Origin of the sequence: Halomonas sp. A29 (assembly GCF_046723295.1) — a bacterium.
Classification (GTDB): domain Bacteria; phylum Pseudomonadota; class Gammaproteobacteria; order Pseudomonadales; family Halomonadaceae; genus Halomonas.
The window spans coordinates 15,527-28,541 of record NZ_JAXQPR010000002.1; the positions used below are offsets into that span (position 1 = coordinate 15,527).

Here is a 13,015-nt window from a genome sequence, read left to right on the forward strand (position 1 = left end):
AACCAGGTGGTTGGAATCAGGAGATACGGGTCTCGGTTTTCGGGCTTCGCAACAGCCGTTCGGGAAAATAGCACAGCCGACCGCATGGCGGCTCATCGAACAGGCTGATGGGGCGCTCGAACCCCTCCGCCAGCAGCTCCACCAGCATCATCGCCGAGAGGCCCCAGATCACCTGGCCCTGGGTATGATAGCTGGGCACGTAGTAAGGACGGCCGTTCACCGGGATCACGTCGGTGTGGTGGCGGCGGTCCTCCAGGAACAACTCGAGCGGAACCTCGAAGATGGCGTCGAGCTCCCCCGGGTCGGGAGCGAGCGGCAGGTCGGGAGGGATCAGGCCCACATAGGGGGTGACCAGGATGCCATGCAGCGAGATCACGTCCGACAGGCGACCCAGCAGTTCGACACGGTCCGGCGGCAGAGCGATCTCCTCGTGGGATTCACGCAGCGCCGTGGTCAGCAGGTCGCGGTCGGTGTCCTCGCGCTTGCCGCCGGGAAACGCCACCTGGCCGCTGTGGGTATTGAGGTGACCTGCCCGGCGGGTGAACAGCAGCGTAGGCTCGGGCCGGTCGACGATCGGCATCAGCACCGCGGCCTGGGGCATGTCGAGGCGCATGCGGCGGGGAGCGTGTGCTTGCAGGCGCTTGCGTAGTTTCTCTAACATGGAGTTTCCATCGGGTTTGGTTCCTTCTACCCGGGGGCCTTCGCCGACGTCAAGCCTGCCAGGGAGATCCATGAACTTCTGTAGCCACTGTGGCCATACCGTGCGCTTCGCGATCCCGGCAGGGGACGACCGGCCCAGGTACCTGTGCGATGCCTGCGGTTCGATTCACTACCAGAATCCGCGCATCGTCGCCGGCACCCTGCCGGTGAGCGGCTCGCGCGTTCTGCTTTGCCGTCGGGCCATCTCTCCCCGCAAGGGCTTCTGGACCCTGCCGGCAGGCTATATGGAGAACGCCGAGACCACCGTCGAGGCAGCAGCCCGCGAAACCTGGGAGGAAGCCTGCGCCGAGGTCGACATCCACGGCCTCTATACCCTGATCAACCTGCCGCACATCAACCAGGTCTACATGATCTTTCGCGCCGACCTCACGGGCAATTTCTGTGCCGGGCCGGAGAGCCTCGAGGTGGCGCTGTTCGAGGAGCACGAGATCCCCTGGGAGGAGTTGGCCTTTCCCACCATCGAACGTACTCTGCGTCATTTCTACGCCGACCGCGACAATGGTCACTATCCGCTGCACATCAGCGATATCACCGCCGAGGATCGCGAGCGCTACTTTGGCTCGGCCTGATGGGCAATCGAGAAGGAGCGGGTAACGTGGACAAGTTCGAGCTGAAACTGGACCAGGCGGCGCGTGCGGCCTGGCTCTCCTATGTGGGAGGGCGCACCCAGGACGAGATTGCCAGCCAGCTCGGCGTGTCGCGCCCCGGCGTGCAGCGGCTGCTGGCCCTGGCGCGCCAGGAGGGACTGGTCAAGGTGCATATCGACCATCCGCTGGCCAACTGCATGGTGATGTCGGACGCCATCCTCAAGCGCTTTGACCTCGAATTCTGCGACGTGGTACCGGCCGACCCGGAGGCACCCGAGAGCAGTGCGCACTACCTGGCGGTGGCAGGAGCGGAGCGGCTGGCGCGGCTGATCGAGCGCTCCGAGCCGTTAACGCTTTCGCTGGGCACCGGGCGTTCGGTACGCGCCACGGTGGAGGCGCTCAGTCGCATCGAGCGTCCGCAGCATCGCTTCGTCTCGCTGGTGGGCAACGTCGCCCGCGACGGCTCGGCCAACCGCTACGACGGCGTGATGGTGCTGGCCGACAAGACCGGTGGCGAACGCTTCCTGCTGCCCGCGCCGGTGGTGGCCGGCACGGTGGAGGAGAAGGAAGCAATGCTCGGGCAGCGGCTGTTCCAGGCCATCGTCGACATCGCCAAGGGTGCCGAGGCGGCCTATATCGGCGTGGGTCGCATCGACCGCCAGGCCACCCTGTTCCAGGACCACTTCATCAGCGAGGCCGAGCTCGAAGAGCTGCTCTCGCGCCAGGCCGTGGGCGAGCTGCTCGGCTGGCCGCTCGACCAGAGCGGCCAGGTGATCGAGTGCTCCATTACCCGGCGCGTCACCAGCCTGCCGCTCAACATGTTCCGCGATCAGACCCTGGTGGCCTTGGCCGGTGGGCGTGACAAGGGCCCTGCCATTCTTGCCGCTCTGCGAGGGGGCTGGCTCAAGGGCTTGATCACCGACGAGAGCGCCGCACGTTTCATCCTCGAGAGCGAAGACCTGGCCTAGCCTAAAGTCTAAGGGCATTGGCTTTGCCTTTTTTTGCTCCTTGTTCGATCATTTGATCGTCAGTTGATTATTTGATCAAAACAGCGACTCCCGGGCTACCAACTACAACGCCCCGATGGGCAAGCCCGCACAACAGGAGCACGACATGAAGTTCGCTCACGCCTTTCCCCTGGCCGGCCTGACGCTTGCCGTCGCCACCGCGGCCCAGGCCGAGACGATCACCGTCGCCACGGTCAACAACAACGACATGGTCATCATGCAGAGCCTGACCGCGGCCTTCGAGGAGGCCCATCCGGGTATCGAGGTCAATTGGGTCGTGCTCGAGGAGAACGTGCTGCGCCAGCGCCTGACCACCGATATCGCCACCGGAGGCGGCCAGTTCGACGTCCTGACCATCGGTACCTACGAGGCACCGATCTGGGCCGAGCGTGGCTGGCTGGTCGCCCTCGATGACCTGCCCGAGGCCTATCAGGAAGATGACCTGCTGAAACCGGTACGCGACGGCCTGAGTCACGATGGTTCGCTCTACGCGCTGCCGTTCTACGCCGAGAGTTCGATGCTCTACTACCGTACCGACCTGTTCGAGGAGGCCGGTATCGAGATGCCCGAACAGCCGACATGGGAGCAGGTGCGAGACTGGGCCGCCGAGCTGCATGACCCCAGCAACCAGCTGGCCGGCATCTGCCTGCGCGGCAAGCCGGGCTGGGGCGAGAACATGGCCTTCGTCTCTACCCTGGTGAACACCTTCGGCGGACGCTGGTTCGACGAGGAGTGGAACCCCGAGCTCGACTCGCCGGCCTGGCAGGAGGCGATCGGATTCTACGTCGACCTGCTCGGCAACTACGGCCCGCCGGGGGCCAGCTCCAACGGTTTCAACGAGAACCTGGCGCTGTTCTCGCGCGGCAACTGCGCCATGTGGGTCGACGCCACCTCGGCGGCGGGCAAGCTCTACAACCCGGCTGAATCGCAGGTTGCCGACCGACTTGGTTTCGCGCCGGCACCGGTGGCGGAGACGCCCAAGGGGGCGCACTGGCTGTGGTCCTGGGCGCTGGCCATTCCCGCCACTTCGGAGAAGCAGGAAGCCGCTCAGACCTTCCTGACCTGGGCCACCTCCCAGGAGTACGTTGAACTCGTCGGTGAAAACGAAGGCTGGACCAGCGTGCCGCCGGGAACCCGACAATCCACCTACGAGAACGAGCACTACCAGCGCGAGGCGCCCTTCGCCGGATTCGTGCTAGATGCGATCAACAGCGCCGACCCGACCGACTCGACGCTGGAGCCGAGCCCCTATGTCGGCGTGCAGTTCGTGGGCATTCCCGAGTTCCAGTCGATCGGCACCCAGGTGGGCCAGACGGTTGCTTCGGCGCTGACCGGTGACACCAGCGTCGAGCAGGCGCTGCAGAACGCCCAGCGCGCCACCGCGCGCACCATGCAACGCGCCGGTTATTGAGCAACGGCGCTCGCCTTGCCCCCGGGTCGTACCCGGGGGCGAATTCCCAACCTGATGTGGTGATGCTATGAGCAAGACACGCGCCTCCGGGCGTACTGTCGGTGGCCTGCGCTCGCTGTCGCTGCAGGCCCCCGCGGTCACGCTGCTGCTGCTGTGGATGCTGGTCCCGCTGGGCATGACCGTATGGTTTTCGCTGCAGCGCTACAACCTGTTGATGCCGGGCATGGAGGGTTTCGCCGGCCTGGAGAACTACGAATACCTGTTCAGCGACCCGGCGCTGTGGCGTGCCATGGGCAATACCCTGTTGCTGGTGGGCTCGGTGCTGGCGATCACCGTGGTCGGCGGCGTCCTGCTTGCCGTGCTGTTCCAGCAGGAGTTTCCCGGCCGCGGCATCGCCCGGGTGCTGGCCATCTCGCCGTTCTTCGTCATGCCCACGGTCAGTGCCCTGGTGTGGAAGAACATGATGATGCACCCCTCCAACGGGGTGCTGGCGTGGCTCGCCGGGATATTCGGCCTGCCGGCGGTGGACTGGTTCTCGTCGCTGCCGCTGACCTCGATCATCATCATCGTGGCCTGGCAGTGGCTGCCGTTCGCGCTGCTGATATTGCTCACCGCCATGCAGTCGCTCGATGACGACCAGGTCGAGGCGGCACGCATGGACGGGGCGGGGCCCATCGCGGTGTTCTTCTACATCACCCTGCCACACCTGAAGCGCGCCATCAGCGTGGTGATCATGATCCAGATGATCTTCCTGCTGACGATCTTCGCCGAGATCTACGTTACGACGTCCGGTGGGCCGGGACTCGCCACTACCAACCTGGCGTTCCTGATCTACATCCAGGCGCTGCTCGACTTCGACGTCGGCCTGGCCTCCGCCGGCGGGGTGGTCGCCATCATCCTGGCCAATATCGTTGCCATCTTCCTGGTTCGGCTGGTGGCCAAGAACCTGGAAAGCTGAGGCGAGGAGCCGCTCATGACCACATACAAGACCAAACAGGCCCTGCCGGCCGATGGCCAGCTGGCAAGCGTCCCCGACGACAGCGCGGCGCGCGCCCGCCACACGCCGCTGATTCCCAGCGCCGGAGTGCGGCGGGTATGGCTGACGCTATTGGGCTGGGGCATTGCGCTGATCATCTTCTTTCCCATCCTGTGGATGGTGCTGACCGGCTTCAAGACCGAGGCCGAAGCGATCGCCGACCCCAGCCTGATCTTCACACCGACGCTGGAGAGCTACATCGCCGTGCAGGCCCGGGCCGATTACTTCAAGTTCGCCCTGAACAGCGTGGTGGTGGCCTTCGGTTCGACCTTGCTGGCGCTGGCCATCGCCATTCCCTCGGCCTATGCCATGGCGTTCCTGCCGACCAAGCGCACCAAGGGCACGCTGCTGTGGATGCTCTCCACCAAGATGCTGCCGCCGGTGGGCGTGCTGGTGCCGATCTATCTGATCTTTCGCGATTTCGGCCTGCTCGACACCCGCACCGGGCTGGTCATCGTCTATACCCTGATGAACCTGCCGATCGTGGTGTGGATGCTCTACACCTTCTTCAAGGACCTGCCGCGGGACATCCTCGAGGCGGGGCGCATGGACGGGGCGAACACCTTCCAGGAAGTGATCTACCTGCTGCTGCCGCTGACCCTTCCCGGCATCGCCTCCACCGGGCTGCTGTCGGTGATCCTGAGCTGGAACGAGGCGTTCTGGAGCCTCAACCTGACTTCGTCGAACGCCGCTCCGCTTACTGCCTACATTGCGTCATTCTCGAGTCCCGAGGGGCTGTTCTGGGCCAAGCTGTCGGCTGCCTCCACCATGGCGATCGCGCCGATCCTGATCTTCGGTTGGTTGACCCAGAAGCAGATGGTACGTGGCCTCACCTTCGGCGCCGTCAAGTAACGAGGTTTCCCCATGGCAACGCTAAAACTCAACAACATCGTCAAGCAGTTCGATGACACCCAGGTCATCAAGGGCGTCGACTTGGAAGTCAACGATCGCGAGTTCGTGGTCTTCGTCGGCCCCTCTGGCTGCGGCAAATCGACCCTGCTGCGCATTATCGCCGGCCTCGAGAGCGCTACTTCGGGCGATATCCTGATCGACGGGCAGCGCATGAACGAGGTCGGTCCGGCCGAGCGTGGCCTGGCGATGGTGTTCCAGAGCTACGCGCTCTACCCGCACATGACCGTCGAGGACAACATGGGGTTCAGCCTCAAGCTTGCCGGCGTGCCGAAGGAGGAGCGCCGGCGCAAGGTGCGCGAGGCTGCATCGGTGCTGCAGCTCGAGCCGCTGCTCGAACGCAAGCCCAAGGCGCTCTCGGGCGGGCAGCGCCAACGCGTGGCGATAGGCCGTGCCATCGTGCGCAACCCCAGCATCTTCCTGTTCGACGAGCCGCTCTCCAACCTCGACGCGGCGCTGCGGGTGCAGATGCGCATCGAGCTGGCGCGCCTGCACGAAGAGCTCGACGCCACCATGATCTACGTCACCCACGACCAGATCGAAGCCATGACCATGGCCGACAAGATCGTCGTGCTGCAGGGCGGCGTGGTCGAGCAGGTGGGCTCGCCGATGGAGCTCTATCACCATCCGCGTAACCGCTTCGTGGCTGGCTTCATCGGCTCGCCGAAAATGAATTTCCTGGAGGTCGAACTTGTAGAAGCCGGTCCCACGGGCGTCGAGGTGCGCCTGCCGGACGGTGCAACCTGCGAAGTGCAGGTGGATGGCACTGGTCTGACCGATGGATCGTTGACGCTTGGCATCCGTCCCGAGCACCTGCAGATCGAGCCCGAAGGGCCGCTCTCGGGGCGTATCGAGGTGATCGAGCGCCTGGGTGGAGTGACCTCGCTCTACGTGCGCATGCAGGACACCCTGGTTACCGTAAGCGCCGACGGTAACGTCGCAAGCCGGGTCGGGGATACCCTGCGCTTCGGTTTCGACCGCGCCTGTGCCCATCTCTTCGATGCCAAGGACCTGGCCCTGCCCAGCCTGGCACGGCATCCCCTGGCCGGGCTCAACCGTCAGGACAACCGTACGCCAAGCGTGGCCGGTGGCCAATGAGCGGGGTAGGCATGGAAACCTTGATCTTCGACTGCGACGGCGTGCTGGTGGACAGCGAGGTCGTCGCCGAGGCGACGCTGCTGGAGCAGCTCAGCCTGCTGTTACCGGACATTCCCGAGGACGTCGCCCTGCGCCAGGCGCTGGGCATGACCACCGGGGCGATTCTCGCCCGGCTGGAGCAGCAGAGTGCACATGAGCTGCCGGCGGATGCGCTGGATCGCATCGACAATGCCATCGAGGCGCGCCTGGCCGATGAGCTGCGCGCTGTGGAGGGCGTAGCGGAAACGCTGGCGCGGATCGAGCTGCCGCTGGCCATCGTCTCCAACAGCCGGCGGCGGCGGGTGCTGGCGTCGCTTGCCGTCACAGGGCTCGACGCCCGGCTGGGCGGGGTACCGCTGTTCACTGCCGATGAGGTCGAGCGACCCAAGCCGGCCCCCGATCTCTACCTGCTGGCGGCGCGCCAGATGGGCCGGGCGCCGAGCGACTGCCTGGTGATCGAGGACAGCGTCTCCGGGGTGACGGCGGCCCATGCCGCAGGCATGACCGTGATCGGCTTCACCGGCGCCAGCCATATCGAAGAGGGGCACGCCGAACGGCTGCGCCAAGCCGGGGCGTGGCGGGTGCTGCCGGGCATGCACGGCCTTGAGGCATTGATTCAACAGTGGCATGAAGGTCGCCGTGTTAGCGCGAGTGCGGCCGCGAGCGAAACCAACGAGGAAAGTCCGAGATGAAACTGCAAGACAAAGTGGCGGTGATAACCGGCGGCGCCCGCGGCATCGGCCTGGCCATCGCCGAGCGCTATCTCGTTGAAGGAGCGCGGGTCGCGGTGGCCGATATCGATGGGGCCGCGGTGAAAGAGGCCGTGGCGGGCTTGCGTCATCTGGGGGCCGACCGCGTCATGGGGGTGCGCCTCGACGTCTGCGACCGCGACTCGATCGCGGCGATGATCCAGGCGGTAACGGAACACCTCGGCGCCATCGACATCCTGGTCAACAACGCCGCGATATTCGACATGGCGCCGGTGCTGGAGGTCAGCGAGGGCAGCTTCGACCGCCAGTTCGCCGTCAACACCAAGGGGCTCTTCTTCACCTTGCAGGCGGTGGCCCGGCACATGGTGGCCCGTGGCGAAGGCGGTGCGATCATCAACATGGCCTCCCAGGCGGGGCGTCGCGGTGAAGCGCTGGTGAGCACCTACTGCGCCACCAAGGCGGCGGTGATCAGCCTGACCCAGTCGTGCGCGCTTGACCTGATCCGCTACGGCATTCGCGTCAACGGCATCGCGCCGGGCGTGGTCGACACGCCGATGTGGGACGAGGTCGATGCGCTGTTCGCCCGCTACGAGAATCGCCCGCTGGGCGAGAAGAAGCGCCTGGTGGGCGAGGCGGTGCCCTGCGGGCGCATGGGGAAACCGGAGGATCACGCCGGAGCAGCGGTATTCCTTGCCTCGGATGACAGTGAGTATGTCGTGGCACAGACCCTAAACGTCGACGGCGGTAACTGGATGAGCTGAAAAAATGAACCCCAATATTCACGACATGGCGGTGCGTTTGCTGGAGGCCGCCGAGAACCGGCAGCGCTTCATCGTCGCCCTGGCCGGGCCGCCGGGGGCGGGCAAGTCGTTCCTTTCCGAATGGTTGTGTCGCGAGCTAAACGAGAGGGCACCAGGCATTGCCGCGGTGGTGCCGATGGATGGCTACCACCTCGACAACGCCATTCTCGAACCGCTGGGCCAATTGCCGATCAAGGGCGCGCCGGAGACTTTCGACCCCGACGGCCTCAGGCACGACCTGGAGCGTATTCGCCGCGCAGACAGAACCGTGGCGGTGCCGGTGTTCGACCGACCGCTGGACCTGGCCCGGGCCGGCGGGTGCCTGATTACCCTCGAGCATCGCTTGGTCATCGTCGAGGGCAACTACCTGCTGCTCGACCGCGACCCTTGGCGCGAGCTGCATTCGCTGTTCGACATGACGCTATTCCTCGAGGTGGCCGACGAAGTGCTCGAAGCTCGCCTGATCCAGCGCTGGCTGGGGATGGGCCAGGACCAGCAGGGGGCCGTCGACAAGGCGCGAAACAAGGACATGCTCAATGCCCGACTGATCAAGCGCGAATCCGTCGCGCCGGACCTCTACTGGCGTTAGGCCGCGTCACGCTGCCGTTGCCACCCATCATTTCTCGTTCATTGCCGCTTGCGGCAAGGAGTGCCCCTATGCCTGCTCTCAGCAACGCCACGCTCACCCGCCTCGATCCACGCATCGCCGTGCCGCGCTACGACCGCCAGGCGCTGACGCCAGGCATCGTGCACATCGGCATCGGCGGATTCCATCGCGCCCATCAGGCGATGTATCTCGACGAGCTGATGAACCGCGGCCTGGCGCTCGACTGGGGCATCGTCGGCGTCGGCGTTATGCCCGGCGACCGGCGCATGCAGGAAGCGCTCGCCGCGCAGGACCATCTCTATACGCTGGTAGTGAAGCACTCGAATGGCGAGCGTGAGCCGCGGGTGATCGGTGCCATGCTCGACTATGTGTTCGCCCCCGACGATCCCGAGGCCGCCATCGAGCGCATGGCGGATCCCAACATTCGCATCGTCTCGCTGACCGTCACCGAAGGGGGGTACAACTTCCATCCGGTGAGCGGCGAGTTCGACCTCGGCAATCCCGACGTGCGCCATGACCTCGACCACCCACAGGTGCCGCGCACCACCTTCGGCCTGGTGGTCGAGGCCCTGGTTCGTCGGCGTGAGCGCGACCTGGCGCCGTTCACCCTCATGTCCTGCGACAACATTCAGGGCAACGGCGAGGTGGCCAGGCGCATGTTCGCCGCCTTTGCCCGGGCTCGCGATCCCGCCCTGGCGGAGTGGCTCGAAGCCGAGGTGGCCTTTCCCAATGCCATGGTTGACCGCATCACCCCAGTGACCCAGCCGGCGGATATCGAGGAACTTGCTCGCGAGTTCGGCGTCGAGGATGCCTGGCCGGTGGTATGCGAGCCTTTCACTCAATGGGTGCTGGAGGATCACTTCGTCTGCGGCAGGCCACCCTTCGAGCAGGCCGGCGTGCAGGTGGTCGAGGACGTGGAGCCCTATGAGATGATGAAGCTGCGCCTGCTCAACGCCAGCCACCAGGCGCTGTGCTATTTCGGCTACTTGGCCGGCTATCGTTACGCCCACGAGGTGTGTCGTGACCCGCTGTTCGTCGACTTCCTGCTCGGCTACATGCGCCATGAGGGCAGCCCCACCCTGGCGCCGGTGCCGGGGGTGGATCTCGAGCAGTACCGCCTGACCCTGATCGAGCGCTTCGCCAATCCTGAGATCAAGGACACCCTGGCACGCCTGTGCGCCGAGAGTTCCGATCGTATCCCCAAGTGGCTGGTGCCGGTGATTCGCGAGCAGCTCGCAAAAGGCGGGGAGATCCACCGCAGTGCGGCGGTAGTGGCCAGCTGGGCGCGCTATGCGGAGGGGGTCGATGAGCAGGGCGAACCCATCGTGGTGGTCGATCGTCTCAAGGACGAGCTGATGACATTGGCCGCCGCCAACCGCACGCAGCCCACCGCCTTCATCGACAACCGCGAGCTGTTCGGCGACCTGGCCGGGCACGAGCGTTTCTGTGAGGCCTATCTGGCTACCCTGAAGAGCCTGCATGAACGCGGCGCGCGCGCTACCCTTGAAGCCCTGATGGGGGAGCAAGGGCAAGGAGCGGAGTAATGTATATCGGGGTGGACTGCGGTACCCAGAGCACCAAGGTGGTGGTGGTCGATGTCGAGGGCGAGGCGATCCTCGGCGAGGCGAGCCGTCCGCACCGCCTGGTGGAGGGCGAGAACGGGCGCCGCGAGCAGCAGCCCCAGGAGTGGCTCGAGGCCTTCCGCGGAGCGTTCGAGGAGGCCGTGAGCCGGGCCGGCATCGAGCGCCGCGAGATCCGTGCCATCGGCGTTTCCGGCCAGCAGCACGGCATGGTGGCACTCGACGACGCGGGGCGGCCGGTGCATCCGGCCAAGCTGTGGTGCGACACCGAGACGGCAATGTACAACGCCGTGCTGGTCGAGCGCCTCGGCGGCCCGGTGGGCTGCCTCGAGCGGCTCGGGCTGGTACTGCAGACCGGCTACACCGCCTCCAAGATCGCCTGGCTGCGCGAGTCGCATCCGGACGCCTATCGGCGCATCGACGCCATCCTGCTGCCTCACGACTACCTCAACTACTGGCTCACCGGTGAGAAGGTGGCGGAGGCCGGCGATGCGTCGGGTACCGGCTACTTCGATACTCGCAGCCGGCAATGGCGTCACGACGTCTTTGCCGAGATTGCTCCGGAGCTCGACCCCGGGCGCGTGCTGCCGCGGCTGATCGACTCCCGCGAACCGGCCGGCACGCTGCGCCCGGAAGTGGCCCGTGAGCTGGGGCTGGGTGAGGGCATTCTGGTCGCAAGTGGGGGTGGCGATAACATGCTCGGCGCCATCGGCACCGGTAACATCGTTCCCGGCATCGTCACCCTGAGCCTGGGTACCTCGGGCACCGTCTGTGCCTACTCGCCCGAGCCGGTGCGTGCCGAGAGCGACATGGTCGCCAACTTCTGTACCAGCCACGGCGGCTGGCTGCCGCTGATCTGCACCATGAACGTGACCTCGGCCAGCACCCTGGTGCGCGAGCTGTTCGGTCTCGATCTGGCGGCCTTCGGCGAGCGCCTGGCCGCGGCCCCGATCGGCGCCGAGGGAGTGACGGTTCTGCCGTTCTTCAACGGCGAGCGGGTGCCGGCGCTGCCGCACGCCACGGCGAGCTTCCTGGGGCTCGACAGCCGCAACCTGACCCAGGCCAACCTGTGTCGGGCGGTGGTAGAGAGTGCCACCTTCGGCATGCGCTATGGCCTCGAGCTGCTCGGGCCGCTGGCCGCCGGAGCGAGCCAGATCCGCCTGGTCGGCGGCGGAGCGAGAAGCCCGGTCTGGCGACAAATGGTGGCCGATATTACCGGCACCCAGGTGGTCTGCCCGCAGGTGACCGATGCCGCGGCGCTGGGGGCTGCGCTGCAGGCGGCCTGGTGCGAGCGCCGGGATCTCTCGCTGGCCGCGCTTTGCGAACGCCTGGTGCATCTCGACGAAGCTTCACTGGTCGAGCCCGAAGCCGCCAGAACGCAGGCCTACGAAGCGGTCTACTCGCGCTATCGCGAGGCGCTGGCAGCGCAGCATGGCGTAGTGGAGCGCTAACCCGGGACATTCGGGGCCTAGAAGGTTTCCAGCTTCCACACGTCGAAGGCCGGCTCCTCGTAGGGATGGGCGGCACGCAGGGCCTTGACGGCATCGCGAATCAGCGCGTCCTCGCAGACCAGTTCCACCTTCACTTCCTCCACCTTTTCCAGATCGCCGACCTGCCCGATATGTGGGTTGGCGCCATCCAGCGGGCGAAACTGGCCGGTGCCACGGGTCTCGAAGCAGCACGCCTCGTAGTCGCCGATGCGACCGGCCCCGCTGGCGAAGACGGCTTCCTTGACCGCTTCGGCATCCTCGATCGGAACGTAGAAGGCAAGCTTGTACATCGTGTTCTCCCTGTCACGGATGACGTTCTCCTAGCCTCTCCTTTTTGCCATAGCTGAGGCGTCGCGTCAGTACCTAGGCAACAACGGTGATGCGTAAAAAAATACTTGTCCAATATTTGTACAGATATTATTTTGTGTATAGGGTTTGGTCAGTTCGACTCGAATCCTCACCGTTCACCTGCGAGGTACGCATCAATGAAGACGTTGCAACGAGTGGCCATCGGTTGGGTGGGAGCTGGCTTGCTGGGTGTCACCTTGGCGGGCGCCGTGCAGGCCGACCACCATGGCGGCCAACTGGATATCGTCGATACCGCCGTGGCAGCCGGTCAGTTCGAGACCCTGGCGACCGCGCTGGAAGCGGCGGGCCTGGTGGAAACGCTCAAGGGCGAGGGGCCTTTCACGGTCTTTGCCCCGACGGACGAGGCTTTTGCCGCCCTGCCCGAAGGCACCGTGGAGAGCCTGCTGGAGCCCGAGAACCTCGAGCAGCTCCAGGCGGTACTGACCTATCACGTCGTGGCGGGCAAGGTCATGGCCGAGGATGCCATGGGGCTGGACAGCGCCACGACCGTTCAGGGACAGGACATTTCCATCACCACCATGGACGGCAGCGTGATGGTCAACGATGCCAGCGTGATCCAGGCCGATATCGAAGCCAGCAACGGCGTGATTCACGTCATCGACAGCGTGTTGCTTCCCGAGTGAACGGGAGGAGTATTGCTGTGTCCGCCTTG

At 65.5% G+C, this 13,015-nt stretch carries 14 protein-coding genes; 12 read left to right on the forward strand and 2 right to left on the reverse strand.

Features of this window, described 5'->3' with window-relative positions; genetic code table 11:
- Window positions 1-16: 16 nt before the first annotated feature.
- Complete coding sequence (locus tag SPH52_RS03530; protein ID WP_411793624.1) at window positions 17-661, reverse strand: CoA pyrophosphatase; 645 nt, start codon at window positions 659-661, stop codon at window positions 17-19.
- Between the two features lie 70 nt (window positions 662-731).
- On the opposite strand from SPH52_RS03530, the gene SPH52_RS03535 reads away from it, so the two are divergent.
- From SPH52_RS03535 to xylB, 11 genes are all read left to right on the forward strand, one after another.
- The gene (locus SPH52_RS03535) at window positions 732-1,289 is read left to right on the forward strand and encodes an NUDIX hydrolase (protein ID WP_411793625.1); all 558 of its coding nucleotides are present in this window, start codon (window positions 732-734) and stop codon (window positions 1,287-1,289) included.
- Window positions 1,290-1,315: 26 nt separating this feature from the next.
- The gene (locus SPH52_RS03540) at window positions 1,316-2,275 is read left to right on the forward strand and encodes a sugar-binding transcriptional regulator (RefSeq protein ID WP_411793626.1); all 960 of its coding nucleotides are present in this window, start codon (window positions 1,316-1,318) and stop codon (window positions 2,273-2,275) included.
- Window positions 2,276-2,420: 145 nt separating this feature from the next.
- The gene (locus SPH52_RS03545; protein ID WP_411793627.1) at window positions 2,421-3,725 is read left to right on the forward strand and encodes an ABC transporter substrate-binding protein; all 1,305 of its coding nucleotides are present in this window, start codon (window positions 2,421-2,423) and stop codon (window positions 3,723-3,725) included.
- 67 nt (window positions 3,726-3,792) lie between these two features.
- On the forward strand, window positions 3,793-4,683 hold the full coding sequence (locus SPH52_RS03550; RefSeq protein WP_411793628.1) for a carbohydrate ABC transporter permease: 891 nt from the start codon (window positions 3,793-3,795) through the stop codon (window positions 4,681-4,683).
- 15 nt (window positions 4,684-4,698) lie between these two features.
- A complete protein-coding gene (locus SPH52_RS03555) occupies window positions 4,699-5,613 on the forward strand; it encodes a carbohydrate ABC transporter permease (RefSeq protein ID WP_411793629.1) in 915 nt (304 codons plus the stop codon).
- Window positions 5,614-5,625: 12 nt separating this feature from the next.
- Window positions 5,626-6,768: an ABC transporter ATP-binding protein gene (locus tag SPH52_RS03560; protein WP_411793630.1), complete on the forward strand. Its 1,143-nt coding sequence runs from the start codon at window positions 5,626-5,628 to the stop codon at window positions 6,766-6,768.
- Between the two features lie 11 nt (window positions 6,769-6,779).
- Window positions 6,780-7,499 carry an HAD family hydrolase gene (locus SPH52_RS03565; protein ID WP_411793631.1) on the forward strand — a complete coding sequence of 240 codons (720 nt, stop codon included), beginning with the start codon at window positions 6,780-6,782 and terminating at the stop codon, window positions 7,497-7,499.
- Window positions 7,496-8,278 carry an L-iditol 2-dehydrogenase gene (locus SPH52_RS03570; RefSeq protein ID WP_411793632.1) on the forward strand — a complete coding sequence of 261 codons (783 nt, stop codon included), beginning with the start codon at window positions 7,496-7,498 and terminating at the stop codon, window positions 8,276-8,278. The genes SPH52_RS03565 and SPH52_RS03570 overlap by 4 nt, the downstream gene beginning before the upstream one ends.
- Before the next feature lie 4 nt (window positions 8,279-8,282).
- Window positions 8,283-8,906 carry a nucleoside triphosphate hydrolase gene (locus SPH52_RS03575; protein ID WP_411793633.1) on the forward strand — a complete coding sequence of 208 codons (624 nt, stop codon included), beginning with the start codon at window positions 8,283-8,285 and terminating at the stop codon, window positions 8,904-8,906.
- A 68-nt stretch (window positions 8,907-8,974) separates the two neighbouring features.
- Complete coding sequence (locus SPH52_RS03580; protein WP_411793634.1) at window positions 8,975-10,468, forward strand: mannitol dehydrogenase family protein; 1,494 nt, start codon at window positions 8,975-8,977, stop codon at window positions 10,466-10,468.
- On the forward strand, window positions 10,468-11,955 hold the full coding sequence (gene xylB, locus SPH52_RS03585; protein WP_411793635.1) for a xylulokinase: 1,488 nt from the start codon (window positions 10,468-10,470) through the stop codon (window positions 11,953-11,955). The genes SPH52_RS03580 and xylB overlap by 1 nt, the downstream gene beginning before the upstream one ends.
- 17 nt (window positions 11,956-11,972) lie before the next feature.
- Here the strand turns inward: xylB and SPH52_RS03590 are convergent, their stop codons facing one another.
- Window positions 11,973-12,284, reverse strand: coding sequence for an NGG1p interacting factor NIF3 (locus SPH52_RS03590; RefSeq protein WP_411793636.1), 312 nt, complete (start codon window positions 12,282-12,284; stop codon window positions 11,973-11,975).
- A 195-nt stretch (window positions 12,285-12,479) separates the two neighbouring features.
- Here SPH52_RS03590 and SPH52_RS03595 point away from each other — a divergent pair, with 195 nt between their 5' ends.
- Window positions 12,480-12,986: a fasciclin domain-containing protein gene (locus SPH52_RS03595; protein WP_411793637.1), complete on the forward strand. Its 507-nt coding sequence runs from the start codon at window positions 12,480-12,482 to the stop codon at window positions 12,984-12,986.
- The last annotated feature ends 29 nt before the right edge of the window (window positions 12,987-13,015 follow it).